This window comes from Leptospira gomenensis (assembly GCF_004770155.1).
Taxonomy (GTDB): domain Bacteria; phylum Spirochaetota; class Leptospiria; order Leptospirales; family Leptospiraceae; genus Leptospira; species Leptospira gomenensis.
Window position 1 is genome coordinate 64,310 of the sequence record NZ_RQFA01000046.1, and the last position, 19,961, is coordinate 84,270.

A 19,961-nucleotide genomic window follows, 5' to 3' on the forward strand; every position below is an offset into this window, starting at 1 on the left:
TCAATTAAATTAGAAACTTTACTTTGATTTGATTTATGTTATTTATCAATTTCCGCTTTTTACTCCTTACTTTTGTGAAATGGCGTCTAACTTCGATTCGATGAATTTCGGTCAAACGTCCAACACGGTGATTCCGTCCCAATTGTTAGGCGAACCGAATCTGCAATAATGAATCGACTTCTCCAAATACCATCGAGCGGGGCGATCCAACTTGTTTCTTTCCAAAACCCTGTTGAACTTCACGCAAGCCTCTTCGAAATTACGCTCTCTAAAAAGTGAGATTCCTCTTTCAAATTCCTCTTTCGTATCCATGAATTGCGCGAGAACAGAGTCCGGTTGTCCGTTAAAAACCTCTAAAATCGTCACGACCGAATTGTGTCCTTTCAACTGGATCCTATCCAAAACGCGCGTGTGGTATTTTTCCGGAGTTTCCAAATTGAAGAGTACGTGATCGGTGATCAGAATCGCGGAATCGAATAAACGACACAGTTGCCCCACTCTCGTCGCGATCGTCACCGATGCGGACATCACTGCACCTTCCATTCGTTCCGCTTCTCCGATGGTTCCCAATACGATCGGTCCTCGGTGGATGCCGCTTCCCACTCGAACCGCTTCCTTACCTTTTCCGATCCGATCTGTATTAATTTCTCTTAATATACTTTGTATTTGGACCGCGCTTTCCAAGGCGTCGTCGGTCCTTTGCGAGAATAGGGAAAGGAACGCGTCACCGAAATACTTGTCGATAAAACCGTTTTTGTCGCGGATCAAAGGACCCACCTTTCCCAGATAGGAATTGATGAATTCGAAGTTTTCTTTGGCGGAATCCCGGTCCGTCACGAATTGCGAGGGACGGATTTCGTTGTAGAGGATCGTCATCTCCTCTTCGGCGGTGTCTCCGAGTTTCACGTCTATGAAATCGTTCTCGTTCAATATCTTCAAAAATTCCCTCGGAACGAACAAACCGTAGGAATTGTTCGTTTTATTAAGCGTAGTCGTCAGATCAACGATCGCTCCGAAGGCTTGGGAATATCTCCTCGCCAAAAGGAACGCCTGAGAAAACAACATCGCCAAAAGACCGATCGGGGAGAAATATCCGGTGTTTATTATTCTTTTATTATATAAAGTATCTTGAATAAATAACGCAAAAAAGACCAAAAGTCCGCCCATGAGCAGGAATGCCCCGTTTCTTTTTTTGAGAACGGCGGAGACAAGGACGTAAAATCCGTAGAAAAAAACAGAGAACGTGAACGCGTAATAGACGTCGATCGTCCCGGTGAAAAAGGCGGGGCTAGTGATTAATACGGTGGAGGAAGCCAATCCGCCTACGGACAAAATCGTATAATACGCGTAAGTCGGAAACTCGGAGGGAAAAAGGGAACGGAAAAACGCTGCAAAAATCGGAACGGTAAGATAAAAGGAAAGATATACTATTTTACTATGAACGGCATAATCCAAATCCGGAAAAGCGACCTGAATCAGATTTTCCCCCGTACTCAACGCGCGGAAACAGTAAACCAAACAAAGAAGCCCGAAATAGAGTACGGATTTCTCCTCCCTTCTTAGATAAAACAGCGTAAGGTGATACAACGCCATAATCGCCAAACTTCCGAAAACGAAAACCTCCAAAGACAGACGTTTTTCACGGATGGATTGTACGGAAGGTTCCAATCCCAGATAAAACTTTCCGGTCAGACCTCCTCGTGCGTGATGAAAATTGGATATTAGAATTTTGAGCTCGATCTCGTTTTCGGCGTTAAAAAAAGAGAAGATCTTCTTATTCCAGACCGGTTTGGCCGATTCAGCGGTTTTGGAGACGGTTCCAGTTTCGCCTAACTTGCGAGAATTTGCATATATTTCGTAGGCGGTTTCCGAGATATCGGACTGAAGCGCCAATTCCTTTCCAATCGCAGACGGGGGAAGTTTTATTTTCAGAAAATAAGTGGCGAATCCGTAGGAAGGATAATTCGCGCCCTGCCCGTCGGCGAGTTTGACCCAAGTCTTCGGAACTGTCGCAAACGAAGAAACGTCCGTCCAAGAACGATCCGATAATTCGTTCCACAAAAATCTGAATTCTCCCTCCAAAAGGGCCGGTCCTTCGTTTTCGAAATCCCACTCACGCAGATCCAAAATACCCCGTTCCGCTTTCGGAATTTCGGTAGGAGCAAAACTTCTTCCCCCGCAGAAAAGGATCGAAACGATACAAAAAACGAATAGAATGTTAACAATGATTATACGATAACGCATAGACGGACCGCCGGAAAAAATCGTTTCGAAAAAGAAGTTCGCTTAACAAAATCGAATGTGGACCTCGAACGGATTTCTCGTTACGACGTACGAAATTTTCCGCGGTTTTCATAAAAGGTCAATGAAGATTCAAGCCGTAAAGATCGATTTCGTTTTCCCTTCCCTTTACCTTATGCCTGCCTAAAAACTCGAACGAGAACCGATTCTGATCCGTAAGAAGTTCGTATACCGTCGATGAAATCAGTATTTTTCTGGAAAGCGCGGAACAAAGTCCTTCGATGCGGGAAGCGGTATTGACCGAATCCCCGATCACAGTGAAATCGAGACGATTTTTAGAACCGATCGTGCCCTGTACGACTTCGCCGTAATGAAGACCGATTCCCGATTCGAGAACCGGTAAACCCGACAAAGCCCAATTGCGATTTAAAAGATTCAATTCCTCCTGCATTTCCGAAGCGGCCTTAACTCCCGCATCGACAGGATCGTTCAGTTCCACAAGTCCGCCGAACACGGCCATAATCGCGTCGCCGATAAACTTATCGATCGTTCCTCCGTTTCTGGAAATACAATCCGCCATTCGATCGAAGTATTCGTTTAACTGAAGAATCAACTTTTCCGGATCCGATTTTTCGCTCAAAGAAGTAAAGGATCTCAGATCGGAGAATAGTATGAGGACCTTCTTCTTATCGATCTTGTCCGTTACGCCCTCTTTGAGAAGTTTCTCCCTCACCTCTTCCGATACGAATTGTCCGAACAACCTGGAAATGTTGGATTTTTCGCGTTCCCGTTCCAGAACTTCGGCTAACAATCGTTTGGTGTTTCGGACCAAAACTCCGACCACGATTCCCGAAAAAACCATCATCACGGATTTGAAAAAATAAATCGGGGGATCGGTAAGGTCGTGCCATTGTAGAGGATCGGCCGACTTGATTTCCGAAATTCCGGATTGTGATACCAGAAAAAATCCGAGGTATTGGATTCCGCAGTAAGCGCCGGTTAACGTGGAAAGACGTTCGTTCATTGCGAATCCGGATAGAATCACCATAAAGAAATAAAGATAGGAAGCAGGACCGGTTATATAAGTCGCCGCGCCCGAGGGCAAATACGCTTCCGCAAGAAGGTATAGGATTCCGGGAAGAGTGGAATACGAAAGAATTACGAAATAAATTTTGTTCCCGCGAACCCGCCTGAATTTGGCGAGAAGATAAAAGAAAAAGGAAAAAAAACCTCCGATAAACGTCCAAAGAATCGGAACTTCCATACGCGCGACAAAACCGAAACGTTGCATTACGATCAGCGCGAATCCCGAACCTACGCCCATGATCGTAGAATAAAAACTCACCCTGCGTAGGGTCGTGTTGATCTCCTCTTCGAGATAAATCGAATACGTTTCCTTTTCCTGACGGGACGACATCGCGTTAAAGACTAAACAGGAAGATTTCGAAAAATTCCACGACATTTTAAACCGAATAGGATTTTTATTTTCTTTTCCGATACGAAGGTTTCGTCACATTCGTTTTCTAAAAAGAAAGGCAATCATACCGGATATCCATTTATGAAGAGAATCGATCGATCCAAACGCAACTTATTATTCGCGCTGACCTTACTCGTCGGCGGCGTTTTGTTTTCCCAGGAAAATACGATCGATCCGAAGTCGATCGAAAGAACGTTAACCGAACTTCTACGGGAAAAAGGGATCACGTTTCCGTTCGAGATCGGTCAAGGAGAAGAATCCTGCAAAGCGGATTTCGATTCGGACGGAATCCAGGATTTCGCCGCGACCGTTCGTTTCGTCGGATCTCCGAAGGACGAATCCGAAAACTTCCGCGACCAGGACGGTTTTTTATCCCTGGTTATCGGGGACGGAAAACGGGGAATTCGATCGAACTCGCTTCTTCCGATCGTTCCCTGCGATTCCTGCGGAGGTGTTTACGGAAGACCGGAGGTCACCGTACAGTGCAAAGGTGCTACTGTCAAAGTTCAAAGTTACGGAGGTTCGAATTGGAGATGGGCGAACGCGGAAATTCTTCGTTGGAAATCCGGGAATTGGCAGTGGATCGGATCCGATTCTTACAGTTATCATACCTACTTCGGCGACGGCATTAAAACTTCCTTAAATAGAATCAACCTAGACGCGACCCGCGAGTATGAAGGAAGATCGAATCCGGAAACGCCCAAACTTCCTTCCAAAGGTCCGATCCGTTTTAAACGGATCGTCTCTTCTCGTTCGAAAGGAGATTCCGAAAAAGATAAAAAGAACGAGGATATTCAAAATCTCCCGTTTTCGATCGACTCGAAGGATTGGCTCGTGGAAGGAAAATCGAACTGGAAAGGACCTTCGGATCTTTCGTTTAAGATCGCTTCCCGTTGGGACACCCAGAGACTTTTTTTAAACGTAGAAGTTACCGACGATTCGATACTCGCCTGTTCCGAAGGAAAAAACGATTGTGATTCGATCGAAATCGTGTTGGATTCCGATCCTTCCCTTCTCGACATCGGACCGGACGGCGGTTTACGAAAAACGCCGGAGAAACGTTGGATGAAACTCGTCCTTCCGATAAGGGACGAAGAAGGTGAATGGAAATACGACGCGAAAACTTCCGCAAAAGATCGCATTAACGTGAAATTCGTTAAAACGAAATCCGGGTATTCGATTTACGGCGGAATTCCCTGGAGCCGATGGATCGAAGATCCGAAAACGAATACGCCGAACGTAGGAAGCGTTTTTTTGGCTACGGTTTCGGTAATCGATTTCGATTTCCCGAAAGACAAGGGAAAAACCATGTCCAGCTCCAAAATCCGCGGCAAGGATCCGTTTACTTTCGGCGAACTGGAACTTTCGGAAAACCCCTATTCCCTCGGATCCTATCGAAAAGGCGAATAAAACACATTCACATATTATAAAACTTGAACATAATAAATTTCTCATGCGATACGATTTAAAAAATTCGTTCGGGTCGATCGCGGAATTACGCGTTAGGCTTCCGTTAGACAGAACTTAAACGCGGTTTTTAAACGAACCCGGAACGCGGATATCCCGTGAAATCCTTTGTTTTTTGGAGCATTCAAAAATCGATCTTGATTCGAGCGGAAACATCGTTTTCTATCCGATAAAGCCCTCTCCAAGACCCTACTTCTAAGAAACGTCGCGTTTTTTCCACGATTCCTCGTTTTTTGGAGAAACTCCGTGAATCCTTTTGAACGCTTTGGAAAACGCGAACGCGGACGAATATCCGACGACACGCGACACTTCCTCCAAAGTGGCGCCTTGTTCCTGAATCAGATTTCTTCCCTTTTCGATACGAAGCCGGGAAAGATAATCCATTGGAGTACATCCTAAAACCTCACGAAAGCGGTTGGCTAACGAGGCCCTGGAAATTCCCACCGAACTCGCAAGGGTTTCCAACGTCCAAGGATGCGCCGGTTTTTTATGAATCACCTCCAATACGGAGCGGATTTTTTCGTCTTTAAAAGCGCTTCTCCATCCAGGAGAACGAGAGGGATTAGTCTCCAACCAATGACGAATAACATAATAAAGTAATATATCTGTCAGCTTCTGCAGAATCAAATCGGAACCCAGACCGGAATCCACTTCCTGAGAAATGAGAACCAGGGTCGTATGAAGAGGATGGTGGGAGGGAATTTCAGAGGAGCGGATCAGTATCAAATCGGGTAATTCGAGAAAAAACGGATGTTGCGCCGTTTCCGGAACCTCGTATCGCACGGAAACGAACGTGGTGATCGGCTTACCGTCAAATCGGTTTCCCTTTTTTAAAAACTCCCGAAACTTACCTATATCCATCGCTTTGTTCGCCGGAGAGGATATCAACTCGTGATCGAGTCCCTTGGCGATGAAGAGAATATCGCCTTTTTCCAAAGACAATATTTTACCCTTGAACCGGACGTAACACGAACCCTGGGATAGGATGTGGAATCCTCCGCTTCGTTCACAAGGGAAGCGCAAACCCCAAGCCTTATACATGGGAGTTCGCGCGAGTAGATCGCTTTTCCAAGCGGCCGCAGTGAGAATTTCGGAAAGTAGGTCCATGGTTTAAGATTACGACACAATATCTAAAAGTCGATTCATTTATACGATTGGATATTCTTTTTGGATTCCGGGACATAGCAAAAAAAACGGTTCGGTATTATCCTTTCCTCAATCAGGAGAATTTGTTTATGAAAATTTTCGTATATGCGGGAACAGGACTCGTTTCCGGTTTGGTCATCGAAGGGCTTCTCGCAAAAGGTCACGAAGTTTATGCCGGTTCCAGAAATCCGGAATCCGCTAAAAAAGCGCCGCGTCTTCATTGGATAAAAACGGACGTTTCTCAGCCGAATTTAGGCGCGGAGGTTTTGGAAAAAACGGAGAGGGCGTTTCTACTTTGTCCTCCCGGGATCGCGGATCAATACTCCGTTCTCAATCCTTGGATAGAATCCGCTAAATCTAAAAATCTGAAAAAGATCGTTCTCATGACTGCGATAGGAGTGGATCAATCACCGGAGGACCTTCCTTTCCGCAGACTGGAAATCGCTCTGGAAAAATCCGGAGTTCCGTTTAATATCGTTCGTCCGAATTGGTTTATGCAGAATTTTCAGACCTTTTGGATTTCAGGGATTCTGAAAGACAAAAAGATATACTTCCCCGGAGGAAAAGCGAAAACGAGTTTTATAGACGCAAGGGACATTGCCTCTTCCGTCGTATCACTGCTGTTAGACGATTCTAAAAACGGAGAAGGATTTGCGCTCACCGGAAAAGATTCTATCTCCCACGATGAGGTCGCTGAAAAAATCTCCTCGGCCACGGGATTGTCCGTTCAATTCGCAGACATCACTCCTGAGCAATTCAAAAAAGGTCTGTTAGACGCCGGAGTTCCCGAGGACTACGCCAACGTTCTGGTTTTTCTGGCGGGTATACTCAGAGAAGGCCATGTCGCCGCGGTTTCGGATAACGTAAAACGGATCACGGGCAAAGAACCGATATCTTTCGATCAATACGCGCAGGACAACAAAAAAGTTTGGCTACAATGAGTTCGGATCGTCCGAGTCCGCGCCGATTAAAGTTCTTGGATACTCGGAGTTGATCGACGTTTCATCATCCGTAGTATCTAGAACAAACGAATACCGCGGTTACGCGTTAGACGGCGTCGAATAGGTTTTCCGATTTAAATCCGTCCCGATTCGTTCGGGACGGTTACTTTATTTTTTACCTAAGTTCCGTTTCGTAAGGTAGAATCGAAAACAAACTCAGAGATTTCTCCTTCCCCTTCACCTTAACGTCCCCCATGGCCTGCGCGCGAAATCGGTTTTCCGAGGCGACCCTTTCCAAAACCTCGTTCGAAACCAGAAAATCGGAATTCAATTCCTTACACGCAGACTCGATCCGGGAAGCCGCGTTGACCGCGTCACCGATGACGGTGAATTCCAATCGCTCCTCCGTTCCGATATTGCCGCAGACCGCATCTCCATAATGGATCCCGATTCCCTGCCTCAACTCCGGTTGCCCTTTTTGAAGTCGAAGTGCATTCAATTTTTTTAATGCTTTTTTCATTTCAAGGCCCGCTGATACCGCGTTTTTACAATCGGTTTCGGATGATTCCGGTATTCCGAAGGTGACTAAAATTCCGTCTCCGATAAACTTGTCCACGGATCCTCCGTTTTCAAAAACGACCCGCACCATCTCGCGATGATATTCCGCCAATAGGGAAATGACCTCCTGAGGGGAAAGTTTTTCGGATAAGGAAGTGAAATCCCTTAGGTCGCAGAACAAAACGGCGACCTTCTGCAGACTTCCTCCGGGGGCGAAAAGATTATCCTCGGCAGTGATCCGTTGTACGACACCGGGGGAAAAATACCTTCCCAACTGAGAACTTTTTCTTTCCGAACGAACCGATTCCTGAAGCAAGGAGCGGGCCGTATACGCGATAAAGGATGTCACCCCTCCGTACAAGGCAAGCAGAGCGACTATGGTAAAGTAATATTCCGCGCTTGCCTTGGAAGTCAAAAAAGCCTCGGACAAACTTCCGGTCCAAACAGTCCTCGGGTCCTCGGATACATAAGAAAAAATGAATATACAAACCGCAAACGCCGAGATGGACACTAAAACCGGATAAAGCGGCTTTAGGGAAAGTCCGTTGAGCAGGATAAAAACGGCGGACACGGGTATGAATGCGGTTTTCAATAAATACGTTCTCGGGATGGAGTTCCCTCCCACCGAATCGTACCAGGTCCAAGGAAGTATACAAAGTATCAGCACGTCCAAAAAAACACCGAGCCAGCCGGCGATTCGATTGTCGTCCTTAAGACAAAATCTTTCCTCGGAAAGAAACCAAATCATCCCGGCGGACACGAAAGCGGCCCCGAGATATAAAACCAAAATCCAAATCCGTTCCGTGCCGCTCTGCGATATAGAAAGGCTGGCCGGAGTAAACGAAAGAGCCAATAGGATTCTGATGATATATCCGATTCGAAACGCCCTTTTTTCCTTCAATCCTAAAATGTCTTCGGTAGGTTGCACTCGGTTTCACCTCGCTTGCAAATAGTTCCCGTACGATAACTTAGACAAAACGTCTCCTTGATTTAGCTTCGATCAAGAACGAAATCGAATCGGGCCCGTTTCGTTTATAAATCGAAACTCGATCCGATAGGAAAATAAAATAATTCCTTTACAAGATAAACTCGAAGGTGATACTTCCGTCCCAGGAAAATTCACGATGACACGAATCGTTCTTTTATTTCTCGTTTTTACTTTCGCCTACGCCCCCGTCTTTTCTCAAAGCCAACCTCTATGGCAAACCGTTTTCGGAGGTGAACAATACAGCGGCTTAAAAGCCAACGAATGCCCCGAAGATCTTCCTTCTGGATTGGTCGTCGCAAAAGACGGAGGTTTCATCGCCGTCGGTTCCGCGAACAACTGCAAACGGGAAGACATCAATCCTTTGGTGGAAAAGAAAAAATACAGCGCTGCTTGGGCCGCAAAGATCGCTTCCGACGGAACTCCGGTCTGGTGGAAATATCTTTTTCCGAGTAAACCGGTGGATATGGACGGCTATTCCGTTAACGTACACGGTTTCGACAGCGTACGAGGAGGAACTTTAACTTCCACCCGAGACGGAGGTTTTGCCGTCGCTGGCACGATAGGAAGTTCCACCTACAACCGCAAACTTTCCTTCGCTCGATACGATTCCTCCGGAGAATTGGTTGCCGATCGTTTTTCCGAAGCGAAGGAATTCTGTGACGACTTCTGCGGCGCGGAAGATCCGCAGATTTATCATCTTCAGGAACTTTCAGGAGAAAAACTGAGGGCTTTGATCTCCGTAACGCACAGGGTTCAATCCGAAACGAAGGAGGGTAATACCACCGTCGTTAAGGATGAGAATAGAACGAGTTTCTTATATTCACTTTTTGGAAAGGACGGTTCCGTGAAGAAATCCGAATATCTTCCCGAGATTCCGTTTGCTCCGAGCGCTGCGACGGCCTTGGACGAAGGAATCGTCGTTGCGTTAAGCACGGATAACGTTTCAGGAAAGGAATCACAACGGGACGTGATCGTTCAGAGATACGACGAAGACGGAAAGATGTTGTGGAAAAAAAGATTCGGAACTCCCGGGGTTGAGGATTTTATCGTATCGATTTTGAAACTCTCCGACGGAAACCTCCTTTTCACCGGAGGAATTTCGAACGCGCGATCCAAAGAAGCCTGGTTTATAAAACTTTCTCCGAAAGGAGAAACGATCTGGGAGACCAAACAAAAAGTCGGAGGTCTGAATTTTCTGGATCCTATTGTGGAATCGCCGGATGGAGGTTTTTTGGCGGCCCTCTCGGAAGGAGAAGGGCCGTTGACTTTGATCAAACTGGATTCTTCCGGAAAAAAACAATGGGAGAAAAAACATTCGCAAAGGGTTTACTTCGCGAACAATATTCTGAAAAACGAAAAGGGTTATGTGATCCTGGGTTACACGAAAAAAAAACCGGCGTTGTATACGGATGCTATTCTGATACAAACCGATTGGAACGGAAACATCTCTAAAGACGCACAACGTAGAAATTTCCCGTAAGTTTTCGGCGAAGCGCAGGTTCTAAAAAAACGGACCGCGCAACATGACACAGGATCGATCTTAAAAGCGTCGCGCAATCTCTTTCGGAAAAACCTTCCGAAGATATGCGAAGATTCAGGATTTCTTTTTTACGAAACAATGACAGTCAACGGTATGATCCATCACCATACCCGTCGCCTGCATAAACGCGTAACAGATCGTGGAACCCACGAATTTAAATCCCTTCTTTTTCAACTCTTTGCTCATCGCGTCGGAGATCGGAGTTTTTCCGGGAACTTCTCGCGTATTTTTCCAGGTATTGTACAAGGGTTTTCCCCCCACGAAGCTCCATACAAACGAATCGAAAGAGCCGTATTCTTTTTGAATATTCAAAAAACATGATGCGTTTGTTACGGCCGATCGAATCTTCAATTCGTTCCGGACGATGCCTTCGTCCGTCATCAAGGATCGGATCTTCTTTTCCGAAAATTTCGCCACGATTGCGGGATCGAAATCCGCGAATGCCTTCCGATAATTTTCCCTTTTTTTTAGGATCGTTATCCAGGAAAGTCCCGCTTGCGCACCTTCTAATATTAGAAATTCGAAAAGTTTTTTATCGTCGTGAAGAGGTTTTCCCCATTCACGATCGTGATAATCGACATAAAGCGGATCCTTCTCGGCCCAGGTACAACGTGATAGGTTAGATTTTTGTTTCATCGTAACATCGTAGAGGTCATGAATTTTACGTAAATTCCGGTTTTCGGGGAGTTCCTACGATCCTCCGTCATACTCGATTCCAAACGCTTTCGTTTCGGAATCGAGGGAGTTCCCGCATTTTCCGAAACCAACGAATCCTCCGCTGGAAAAGAAGAGGGAGTTCCCGCACAAGTTTGTCGGAACAACAAAAATCCGATTTCTAAAACCGTTTGACGAAAACGGCGATTTTTTCCCCGGTCGAACAGAAACAAACGAGGCTAAACGGGGCTCCTCAATCCAAAAACGAAAACCGGAAAAAACCGTCCCGATCCGGAACGATATCCAAGTTCTCCGAAACCGCGTCCACATTCAAAAAACCGAATATATGCGGAAAAATATTCTTTCCATCCTCTTCGGAAAACTTGGCGGAATGAGAAACCTCGTATTTCAAAGGAGAACGTAAACGTGCCGGATCCACGACGAGCAAAACGAGATCCCTTCTTCCGAAGAAAATTCGATTGGCCGTCTCCTCCAATTGATTACGTTTGGAAGCGTGAATAAAACCCTCCCGTTCCAAAGAATCGACGACATAAGAACCGGTTCGCACCGCCTCTTCCCAATCCTTCCGAAACGCGATTACATAGATCCTTTCCATCTTGATCGGAGAATTGACCCTTACCAACGAGCGATATGATCTTCGGCCCAACCCTGTCCGTTCGTAAGTTTGTATTCGTTTTTACCCAGACGAATCACTCCTTCAAAAGAACCGATCATCTGGTGAACGGAAGACGCCAACAAACCCGTGTTAGTCGTGGCCTTTCTGTGGAAATCGGGGGTGAAATTCAGATCGATCGCCTGCGAATCCTTCGTATAAAGACGCCAGGGTTTCATCCAATTATCGCGATCGATTTCGAATACGGCGTCCGACGGAATTTTATAAATCCTACCGTTGACTAAGATCGCGTTTTCCGTGGTTCCCGTATCGTCCGTCCAACCCGCGCCGAGATTCATACCGATCCTCTCGCCCGCGTTAGTCGCCACCATGGAGGCCCAATTCCATTTCGTTGAATACGGCCAAACTCCTCTTCCGAAATCCAAACAAGCGAACGAAGATTTAGGATCGAATTTATATTCCATCGCGCCGTAACGGACGGTACCTTCCGCACCGACTCCGAACAATTTTTCGGTGAATTGAAATCTTCTTTTGGACCAGGGAACGACCACGTTCAACGTTTCCCAGTTTTCTGGAACCGGCACCGTTATCTCCGCTTGAACGGGAATTTTATTCTTCGGAGAAAAATTTACGGACAAACGATATCCTTCCCCTTCACGGAAGAATTGAAGACGTGCATTATTCCCGATATAAGTAGCGTTGCTGCCTACGAGTTGGCCCAGACTAACGCCCGCACCGAAAGGAGAAAGAATCGTTCCTTCCTCGAAATCCCCCGTCTTTCGGTTGAGCCAATACACGAATATCACTCCCGCGTAATCCACGTCGGAAATCGTGAACGACGCGAGAAAGTTTTCGTCATAGATACACCAATAATTCCATTTTTTCTTTCTCAGATAATGACCGCTTAGATTGCATCGGTGCATCGGCTTTTTGGACCAGCCCACGGCGTTTAAATTCAAATTTCCCGATTTGTCGCAGAGGTTGGTTTCCTGTCTGATTTCCGTTTCTAAATTCATCGTTTCCAAAGACTCTTTTTAGGTTTTGAATACGGTTATCACGATCGTCTCCGTAACGTCGATCGATTTACGGAGATCCCGACACCCGTCCTCGGAAAGAAAATTATCGAAAAGGAAACAAGACGTATTTCAAGAGGAATCAAATTCTTCTCCGTTTCAAAACTTTTCCTCTCCGAACTGTTAGATCCATTGAAACGCGGACAAAACGGAATCCTGAAAAAACGACATTATAGTTTATAATTCGAAACAGAACTTCGCCGCGCTCATCCGAACCTCTGCAGAAAAAGGGATGATATCAAATGACAATGGGAGAAAAACCATGAAGACGAAATTCCATCGGTTGACGAAGAGGATTTTATCTACATCCTTAATCGTACTATCGGCACTTTATTTAAACGTATGCTCCAATAGCAAGGAGAACGTTTCCATGGAATCGGCATTCACCCTTTTAGGAATATCGGGCACGACTTCCGGAGCTTCCTGTGAAGGAAAAAAATTGACTCTTTTTACGGATCCGATGCCTTCGGAAAGCCAACTTCCCGTACTTCAATTGGGAGAATCGATCGTGTTGGATCGCAGCACACACGCGTTTTTGGAGGCGCCCGTTTGGGATTTTTCCCTGGGAAGCGAATACGAGGGATATTTTCTCCGTTACAAAAGAGGATTGGAAACCTCAGCTTGTCACGAATTCAAACCTCTTTTCCCGGGATATCACTACGTGAAACTTTGCAACAATCCGACTAACGGCGAATATACGTGCGTCGCGAGAGGATTCATAAAAGTGGAAGGTGAGATGAATAAAGCGCCGTTCGCCGCGGTCGCACAAAACTCCCAGAAAATATTCATGGGACAAGCGGCGACCTTGGATATGAGCGCCAGCAACGATCCGGAAGGGGATAACTTAAAATTCGCCTGGAGATTATTGGATCTCCCTTCCCACTCCTCGGCCCTCGCTCCTAAATCGGAAGCCGCCGTTCAAACGTTCACTCCCGACGTTCCGGGAAGATACGTTCTGGTCGGATACGCACAAGACGGTTACGAAAATCATCTTCGATTTTTGGACGAGGTCAAGAGTACGGTCGTCGCTACGGTTCATAGTAGAATCCAAGGCAACGCGGCGCCTACGATCGCTATGAACAGAATTCCCGCACAACCGATCGCGGGACTGCCGATTCGATTCGACGCGTCCACAAGCACCGACCCAGAAGGAGAGTTGCTACGATTACATTCCTGGTACATCGCCGTAAAACATCCGGACGGAGTTTACGAATACTTCGATTATCAGGAGGACTTCGGCCCGGGAGAACTCAGAGTTGGACGCACTTTACAAGCGGGGACGTATCTCGCGGGAGTTTGTCTCGTCGATAACGCGGCCCGTACTCCGGAACTACCGGAAGAAGCGAACAGTTGTTGGGAAGAGGAATTCGACGTGATCGATCCGTAATACGATCTCGAATACAACGATTACGGAATCACCGAAACGTTGAAACGAGTCGGAAGCGATCGAAACGAGGTCGCTTCCGTTTTTTCGTCGCGGACATTCCGGCCTTACGTTTCTACGTTATCCCAAAAAACGAAATCCGCAGAACCGTTCTCCGAACCCGGAAACGGATCCCTGAAAAGAGGGCTTTCCTTTTTCATAATGAATTGATAAATCTGTAAAAATGAATCCTTTGCGGTTTTATACGATTCTTATCGTAGCGTTGTATGCTTGTTCACCGACGCAGGAATTCAATCCTTCCGATCCGGGCACAAAAGAGTATTGGATGGAACTTCTATTGGGAAAGGTTAGAATTCCCTTTTTCAGCGAAAACGAAGGAACCTTACAATGGGCGGTAGTAAACGGAAGCGCGGGCTTGCCTAGTTTAGGAATCGCCCTCGCTACGGATGCAAACGGATTCAGTCACGTAGCCGGCAATACTTCGGGAACGTTATTCGCACCTTCTCCGATCGGCGCTCTGGATCTGATTCTCGCCAAATACGATACTCGAAAAAATCTGCTTTGGGGAAAACAACTCGGCGTTTCCGGCGCCTCCGTCACGGTCACCGGAATCGCGATCGATCCTTTCGGTAATTCGTACGTCGTAGGTTTTACCAACGCATCCTTCCAAGCGCCGGCGATCAGCGGTCAAGACACGTTCGTCTTGAAATTCGACCCGGAGGGAAACAAAGTCTGGGGAACACAACTCGGTCCCCCTTCCGGCGCCCACTTCACCCAATCGACCAAAATCGCCGTGGATATATTCGGAAATTCTTATGTAATCGGAACCACCAACGGGGCGTTCGGAGGTCCGGCCCCTTCTTCGGGATTGAACGGATACGTTTTCAAGCTGGATTCGAACGGGGCTTTACTTTGGATCAGACAGAACGCGATTCCGACGGCCAATTATAATTCCGAGGGAATCGCCTTTGATCGGAATACGGGAACGATTTATATGGTCGGATTCGGCGGAGCGAATTTCGAAACGGAAACGGTTCCTTCGATCGGAAACAACGACTTATTCATTGTCAAATACGATCCGGCGAACGGCGCCAAACAATTTTTCGCACAATTAGGATCGGCTTCGAGAGAAGCGCAAGGTTCCGCGATTGCGACCGACGTTTACGGCAACGTCTATGCGGGAGGAATGAGCAACGCCGACTTCGGATCGAACGCGGACGGAACCTCTTATTTAGGATTGATCGTGAAATACGACTTCTTCGGAAATCGACAATGGATCCGTCAATTCGGTGCTCCTAGCGGATCATCGATCATCACGAAGGTTTTCGCATTGAGTACCGACGCCGGAGGAAACCTATTCGCGACTGGAAGCACACAAAGCGATTTGGTTTCCGACTCAGGTCCTTCCGCGGGAGGTTCGGATTTATTCCTTATCAAATACGACCGCTTCGGTCAAAAGGAATGGGTTCGACAATACGGAGAAACACTCAAAACGGCGCAAGGTTTGGACCTACAAAACGATTTCGAAGGAAACGTATATTGTACCGGATCCGGCTCGATCGGCTTCCTCGGAATTCCATCGATAGGAACGCAGGATTTGTTTCTTTTAAAATTCAGATAAACCGTTTTCCGGTTCGAATTTCTTTTCTGTTCAAAATAGGTCCGCCTGCTACAAAGGACCTTGAACACGATCATGAACCGAAATCGAAACATCATACACGTGGGTCTCGGCGATCTTTTTCTCCCGATCGTCGTACGATCCAAAACCGAAATACTACAATTCCAATCCAACCTCGAGGAATTGGGGATAGAAATCACCGGCACGAACTACGGACCCAATCAGAACGTATTCACGAGACAACGTTCCCAATCCGTACTTACGATCCAGACGATCAACGGAGGACCCAACATCACCCAACTTTTGGTGATATCCGAAAATCCGGAAGGATCGCTCGAATCCATAGAGGAGGATTTCGAAAGGGCGATCGACGCTTTCGACAAAGTCTGGCAGATCCGCGGCAAAAACGCCGTCAAAAGCGATCTTACGATACGGATGTTGATCGACTCTTCCACCGAACACGCGTTTGGCGAAATTTGGGAAAAACGACTGCGACAGGATAAAAACGACCTTCAGAAATTGGGAAGACCGATTTTGGGCGGAGGTTTGAGATTCGTGTTACCGCCCCTCAATCCGCAGGATCCGGAGGATCACGGAATCGAAATCAAATTGGAATCCTTTTTCCCGGATCCGAGAAAGATTTTTTTGGAGACGATTTTTCTTTGGGGAGCGCCCAGAATCGTAGACGACAAGTGGAACGCCGGCGATCGGATCCAAAAGGTCGTCCAATACGTCGAACAGAATCTGATCCCCTTTCTGGATCAAGCATAACGGAAATTGAATATGATTCGAGTTTTACACACCGCGGACCTTCATCTCAGTCAAAAGGAAAAGGAATATTGTCTTTCCGTCCTAAAGGAAATCGTCTCGATCGCGGGCGAAGAAAAATGTACGCACATTCTGATCTGCGGCGATCTTTTCGACAGAAACGGGGAAATAGATCCTTTAAAGGACGAAGTCAAAAAAATCCTCGGCGACTTCGGCGGCAAAATCCTTTATATCCCCGGCAACCACGAGGAGTTGGGACTCGCAACCGGAAAGTATCCGATAACAGCGGACCTTTCTCCCCTATCTTATCCGCAAAAAGGCGAGTCCGTAAAATGTTGGACCGAGGAGATCGACGGAGTGACCGCCGAATTTTTCGGATTTCCGTTTCAACGTAATTTAGAAGATTCGAATATTCGATTTAAGGAAAAGAAAACGCAATACAGGATCGCGCTTCTCCACGGAACGGAAACGGAACTCGTGGAATATCTGGGCCCTTCTCCCGAAGAAGCGGACTCCGTCCTGGATTCGGGACCTTTCTCCGAAGCGCACTTCGACTATCTCGCGTTAGGTCATATCCATTCCGGGAGATCCGCCACACAAGGATCTATGATAAAACGATATCCCGGTTCTCCCAGAGTCGTTTCCTCGGGAGAATTCGGACCGCGTACGGTGACGATCGTCTCCTTCGGCAAAAACGGAACTCCCGAACTGCGGGAAAAAATCGTGGTCTCCGCGGGTCAATACAGGGAATTTTCCGCGACCGCGGATCTTTCCGGAAAAATCCCCGAGTTGGAAACGATCCGTTCCGAGTTCGGAGTAACGGATTCGGTTCGGATACGGATCTCCGGAATCGTAGAGGACGAACATACCGTTTCCGCGGTTTTGAAGGAGTTCGAAAAAAACTGCGTCTGTAGAAGGATGGAATTCAAAACGGAAATAAAAACCTCCGCGGCGCTGATCAACAATCCCATCGCTAAAGTATTTTATGATAAACTAATGGAACGAAAAGCCGCTTGGACGGGCGCCGAACCTCCGGATTGGAATCGCGTGCTTACGATCGGGTTGGAGCAAATCGAGGAAAACGCGGGGAAAAACTGAGAATGTTAAAATCGATTCAAATGATTTCCTTCGGCAGATTCTCGGACGTCAAGTTCGAGTTCGGATCGGACGCGACGGTTTTTTTGGGAAAAAACGAGTCCGGAAAAACGACGATCTTCGACGCGATGCGTCTCGCGTTGGGAAGCGGACTTCTCACCGCAAGTCAGGAACCGAAAAAAAGTATCCTGGCCCGTTACGGAGAAAAATGCGCCGAAGGATACAAACTCTTCGGAGAAATCCCGAAGTTGACCAAGGAAGCGGCTCCGCAATACGTACATTGTGTTTCTCTTCGGGAAGGAGAATTGGAATTCTCGTTTCTCGACAATCGTTTCATCAAGGCGGATTTTTTAAGAAGCCGACTTTTCAACAACAAGGTCAATCTGGAAGGCGTTTCCTCTTCGTTGAAAAAAATCCATTCCCCTCATCCGAACAGCGGAGAATTCCCTCAATTCGAAAAACTCAAGACGGAGATAGAAATCCTGAAGTCGGATCGAACTCGGCTCGTTTCGCAGATCAATGAACTCCATTCCAGAAACAGAAACAATCTACAAAAGGATTCCGACTCCGCGAAAGATAAGGAAAGGGTTTCGGAGATAGAAAACCTTCTGCAGAACATAGAGAAGGAAAACGTTCTGGAAAATAAAATTCAAAAGAAGAACAAACTCCTCGAATCGTTAAGCGAACTACAAAAATTAAAATTGGGCCGGGAAAAACTGAAGGAGAATTTCCGTTATTCGAAAGACGAATCTTCCTCTTTCGAATCGATCGTAAAGGAAGCGGACGTTTTACTAGTATCCTGTTCCGCTTCGGAAACGCTTCTTCTCGAAAAACGAAAAAACGTGGAAACGAAAAAAAGGGAATCGGAAGAACTGCAAACTCGATCCACTACGCTTCAAAAAATGAAATCCAGAGCGGAGGAATTTTTCGAAAAAATCGAATCCGCTTCCAGAGAAAACGGATTCAAAGAGGAGATCCGCACCGAAAGCGCTTCCGGCAATTCGAAACTCGTCGGGTTAATCGTTTCGTTGCTCGGCGGTTTCGGCTTATTAGGAACTTTGATAACGTTCCTGGTTTCCTCTGCTTCACCGCTGCTTCTTCTTACGTGTGTTTCCTTTTCCGGAGCTTTGATCGGAATCGGTTTCTATCTGTTCTCCCGAAAACATACCGAAGTCGTAATCCGACACAGTATGGAAAAGGAAAAGGAATTCGTAAAAAAAAGTTCGGGGGAATGGAACGTAACGTTTCCCGAAACTCAGATTCCCGCTCTGGAACGCCTGGAAAACCTGAGACAATTTCTTTCCAAACAGATTCAAAATTTTGAATTCGTTTTACAAAAAATCGATTCGTTAAAAGAGGAAATCGTTTCCTTGGAAAAGGAATGCGATTCGATCGATATCAAAGTCAAACGGGAGCGGCAAAAATTACGGGAACTCACGTCCTCCAAAGAGGCATGGCTGTCGGAGCGTCAGGTTCATACGATTCAGGATTATCACAAACGTATCGCGGAATTTCAGGCCGCAGATAAACATCTCGTTGAAATTTCGCGGAGACTGACTTCGGAACGATCCGTCCAAACCCCCGAAGAAGTCGAGATTTTATATAAGACCGAATTAGTTGCGTTAGACGAAATCCCTTCCGGACCCGTAGATGAAAACCGGAAAACCGTTCGGGAAATGAGGAAAAAGGAACTTCAATCGGAACTGCAAAATCTTCAAGATCGTCTCAACGAGTTAAAACTATCCGTTCGCACCGAAGATACGAGAATCAAGGATTCTTTGCCGGAAAAGGAAAACGAACTGATTCAAACGCTCCAAAAACTTTCCGATCGCGAAAAAGAATTTTCCGACTTGGAATCCAGACGAAGATCCGCTCGTCTCGCCCAGGAAATCATCGAGGAGATTTCCAAGGATCAATCCGTACAATTCTCTTCCGTCGCATCGGAGATAGAAAAAGATCTGCATCTTCTTCTTTCGGAACGTAAGATCAACGTGGAAGCGATCGATAAAAAAGAGGGGATCAAAATGCAGGACCGATCGGGAACGTTACGATCCATCGATCATTTGTCCGGAGGTACTCTCGCGGTTTTTTATCTCGTATTTAAACTGTTTTTAGCGCGAAAAACGGTTCCCAAAAAAGGGATTCTACTTTTGGACGAACCCTTCATCCACCTCGATCCGGAGCGGACCGAAACCGCATTGAACTACTTAAGAAATTTCGCGAAAGAAACGGAGTATCAAATCCTATTTTTCACGAAACAAGACGAACTCGCATCGAAAATCCGGAACTGTTTCGAAAACACGAATCTGATTCGACTTTAACGTAGAAGCCGGGCGACTCGATAACGTTATGCGAAATATCAGTATATCCGTATAAC

Annotated in this window: 15 protein-coding genes; 8 read left to right on the plus strand and 7 right to left on the minus strand. The window is 46.5% G+C overall.

Features of this window, described 5'->3' with window-relative positions; all coding sequences use genetic code 11:
* Positions 1-111: 111 nt before the first annotated feature.
* Both EHQ17_RS10970 and EHQ17_RS10975 read right to left on the minus strand, forming a co-directional pair.
* Positions 112-2,244 carry an adenylate/guanylate cyclase domain-containing protein gene (locus tag EHQ17_RS10970; protein ID WP_135594594.1) on the minus strand — a complete coding sequence of 711 codons (2,133 nt, stop codon included), beginning with the start codon at positions 2,242-2,244 and terminating at the stop codon, positions 112-114.
* A gap of 118 nt (positions 2,245-2,362) precedes the next feature.
* Positions 2,363-3,703 carry an adenylate/guanylate cyclase domain-containing protein gene (locus EHQ17_RS10975; protein ID WP_135594592.1) on the minus strand — a complete coding sequence of 447 codons (1,341 nt, stop codon included), beginning with the start codon at positions 3,701-3,703 and terminating at the stop codon, positions 2,363-2,365.
* 96 nt (positions 3,704-3,799) lie between these two features.
* On the opposite strand from EHQ17_RS10975, the gene EHQ17_RS10980 reads away from it, so the two are divergent.
* Positions 3,800-5,128, plus strand: a complete 1,329-nt coding sequence (locus EHQ17_RS10980; protein ID WP_135594590.1) for a sugar-binding protein — start codon at positions 3,800-3,802, stop codon at positions 5,126-5,128.
* Between the two features lie 252 nt (positions 5,129-5,380).
* Here the strand turns inward: EHQ17_RS10980 and EHQ17_RS10985 are convergent, their stop codons facing one another.
* Positions 5,381-6,292 carry an AraC family transcriptional regulator gene (locus EHQ17_RS10985; RefSeq protein WP_135594588.1) on the minus strand — a complete coding sequence of 304 codons (912 nt, stop codon included), beginning with the start codon at positions 6,290-6,292 and terminating at the stop codon, positions 5,381-5,383.
* A 128-nt stretch (positions 6,293-6,420) separates the two neighbouring features.
* Here EHQ17_RS10985 and EHQ17_RS10990 point away from each other — a divergent pair, with 128 nt between their 5' ends.
* Complete coding sequence (locus tag EHQ17_RS10990) at positions 6,421-7,272, plus strand: NmrA family NAD(P)-binding protein (protein WP_135594586.1); 852 nt, start codon at positions 6,421-6,423, stop codon at positions 7,270-7,272.
* Between the two features lie 175 nt (positions 7,273-7,447).
* On the opposite strand, the gene EHQ17_RS10995 is transcribed toward EHQ17_RS10990, so the two are convergent.
* Positions 7,448-8,758 (minus strand): adenylate/guanylate cyclase domain-containing protein, encoded by a 1,311-nt coding sequence (locus EHQ17_RS10995; protein ID WP_135594584.1) that lies wholly within the window; start codon positions 8,756-8,758, stop codon positions 7,448-7,450.
* Between the two features lie 196 nt (positions 8,759-8,954).
* On the opposite strand from EHQ17_RS10995, the gene EHQ17_RS11000 reads away from it, so the two are divergent.
* Positions 8,955-10,298: a hypothetical protein gene (locus EHQ17_RS11000; protein WP_135594582.1), complete on the plus strand. Its 1,344-nt coding sequence runs from the start codon at positions 8,955-8,957 to the stop codon at positions 10,296-10,298.
* A gap of 114 nt (positions 10,299-10,412) precedes the next feature.
* Here the strand turns inward: EHQ17_RS11000 and EHQ17_RS11005 are convergent, their stop codons facing one another.
* From EHQ17_RS11005 to EHQ17_RS11015, 3 genes are all read right to left on the minus strand, one after another.
* Positions 10,413-10,994 (minus strand): DNA-3-methyladenine glycosylase I, encoded by a 582-nt coding sequence (locus tag EHQ17_RS11005; RefSeq protein WP_135594580.1) that lies wholly within the window; start codon positions 10,992-10,994, stop codon positions 10,413-10,415.
* A gap of 271 nt (positions 10,995-11,265) precedes the next feature.
* A complete protein-coding gene (locus tag EHQ17_RS11010) occupies positions 11,266-11,628 on the minus strand; it encodes a DUF952 domain-containing protein (protein ID WP_135594578.1) in 363 nt (120 codons plus the stop codon).
* Between the two features lie 20 nt (positions 11,629-11,648).
* Complete coding sequence (locus tag EHQ17_RS11015) at positions 11,649-12,662, minus strand: DUF2804 domain-containing protein (RefSeq protein WP_135594576.1); 1,014 nt, start codon at positions 12,660-12,662, stop codon at positions 11,649-11,651.
* A 427-nt stretch (positions 12,663-13,089) separates the two neighbouring features.
* Here EHQ17_RS11015 and EHQ17_RS11020 point away from each other — a divergent pair, with 427 nt between their 5' ends.
* From EHQ17_RS11020 to EHQ17_RS11040, 5 genes are all read left to right on the plus strand, one after another.
* On the plus strand, positions 13,090-14,106 hold the full coding sequence (locus tag EHQ17_RS11020) for a hypothetical protein (RefSeq protein WP_135594574.1): 1,017 nt from the start codon (positions 13,090-13,092) through the stop codon (positions 14,104-14,106).
* Between the two features lie 220 nt (positions 14,107-14,326).
* Positions 14,327-15,724, plus strand: a complete 1,398-nt coding sequence (locus EHQ17_RS11025; protein WP_135594572.1) for an SBBP repeat beta-propeller lipoprotein, LipL53 family — start codon at positions 14,327-14,329, stop codon at positions 15,722-15,724.
* Between the two features lie 72 nt (positions 15,725-15,796).
* Positions 15,797-16,492 (plus strand): hypothetical protein, encoded by a 696-nt coding sequence (locus tag EHQ17_RS11030; RefSeq protein WP_135594570.1) that lies wholly within the window; start codon positions 15,797-15,799, stop codon positions 16,490-16,492.
* 12 nt (positions 16,493-16,504) lie between these two features.
* Entirely contained in the window at positions 16,505-17,587 is a 1,083-nt protein-coding gene (locus tag EHQ17_RS11035; protein WP_135594568.1) for a metallophosphoesterase family protein, read from the plus strand.
* A 2-nt stretch (positions 17,588-17,589) separates the two neighbouring features.
* Positions 17,590-19,905 carry an ATP-binding protein gene (locus tag EHQ17_RS11040; RefSeq protein ID WP_135594566.1) on the plus strand — a complete coding sequence of 772 codons (2,316 nt, stop codon included), beginning with the start codon at positions 17,590-17,592 and terminating at the stop codon, positions 19,903-19,905.
* The last annotated feature ends 56 nt before the right edge of the window (positions 19,906-19,961 follow it).

Bases quoted from the DNA above. Each gene is read 5' to 3' on its own strand.
- EHQ17_RS10970 (WP_135594594.1), bottom strand. From the start codon at position 2,244: ATGCGTTATCGTATAATCATTGTTAACATTCTATTCGTTTTTTGTATC.
- EHQ17_RS10975 (WP_135594592.1), bottom strand. From the start codon at position 3,703: ATGTCGTGGAATTTTTCGAAATCTTCCTGTTTAGTCTTTAACGCGATG.
- EHQ17_RS10980 (WP_135594590.1), top strand. From the start codon at position 3,800: ATGAAGAGAATCGATCGATCCAAACGCAACTTATTATTCGCGCTGACC.
- EHQ17_RS10985 (WP_135594588.1), bottom strand. From the start codon at position 6,292: ATGGACCTACTTTCCGAAATTCTCACTGCGGCCGCTTGGAAAAGCGAT.
- EHQ17_RS10990 (WP_135594586.1), top strand. From the start codon at position 6,421: ATGAAAATTTTCGTATATGCGGGAACAGGACTCGTTTCCGGTTTGGTC.
- EHQ17_RS11000 (WP_135594582.1), top strand. From the start codon at position 8,955: ATGACACGAATCGTTCTTTTATTTCTCGTTTTTACTTTCGCCTACGCC.
- EHQ17_RS11005 (WP_135594580.1), bottom strand. From the start codon at position 10,994: ATGAAACAAAAATCTAACCTATCACGTTGTACCTGGGCCGAGAAGGAT.
- EHQ17_RS11010 (WP_135594578.1), bottom strand. From the start codon at position 11,628: ATGGAAAGGATCTATGTAATCGCGTTTCGGAAGGATTGGGAAGAGGCG.
- EHQ17_RS11015 (WP_135594576.1), bottom strand. From the start codon at position 12,662: ATGAATTTAGAAACGGAAATCAGACAGGAAACCAACCTCTGCGACAAA.
- EHQ17_RS11020 (WP_135594574.1), top strand. From the start codon at position 13,090: ATGGAATCGGCATTCACCCTTTTAGGAATATCGGGCACGACTTCCGGA.
- EHQ17_RS11025 (WP_135594572.1), top strand. From the start codon at position 14,327: ATGAATCCTTTGCGGTTTTATACGATTCTTATCGTAGCGTTGTATGCT.
- EHQ17_RS11030 (WP_135594570.1), top strand. From the start codon at position 15,797: ATGAACCGAAATCGAAACATCATACACGTGGGTCTCGGCGATCTTTTT.
- EHQ17_RS11035 (WP_135594568.1), top strand. From the start codon at position 16,505: ATGATTCGAGTTTTACACACCGCGGACCTTCATCTCAGTCAAAAGGAA.
- EHQ17_RS11040 (WP_135594566.1), top strand. From the start codon at position 17,590: ATGTTAAAATCGATTCAAATGATTTCCTTCGGCAGATTCTCGGACGTC.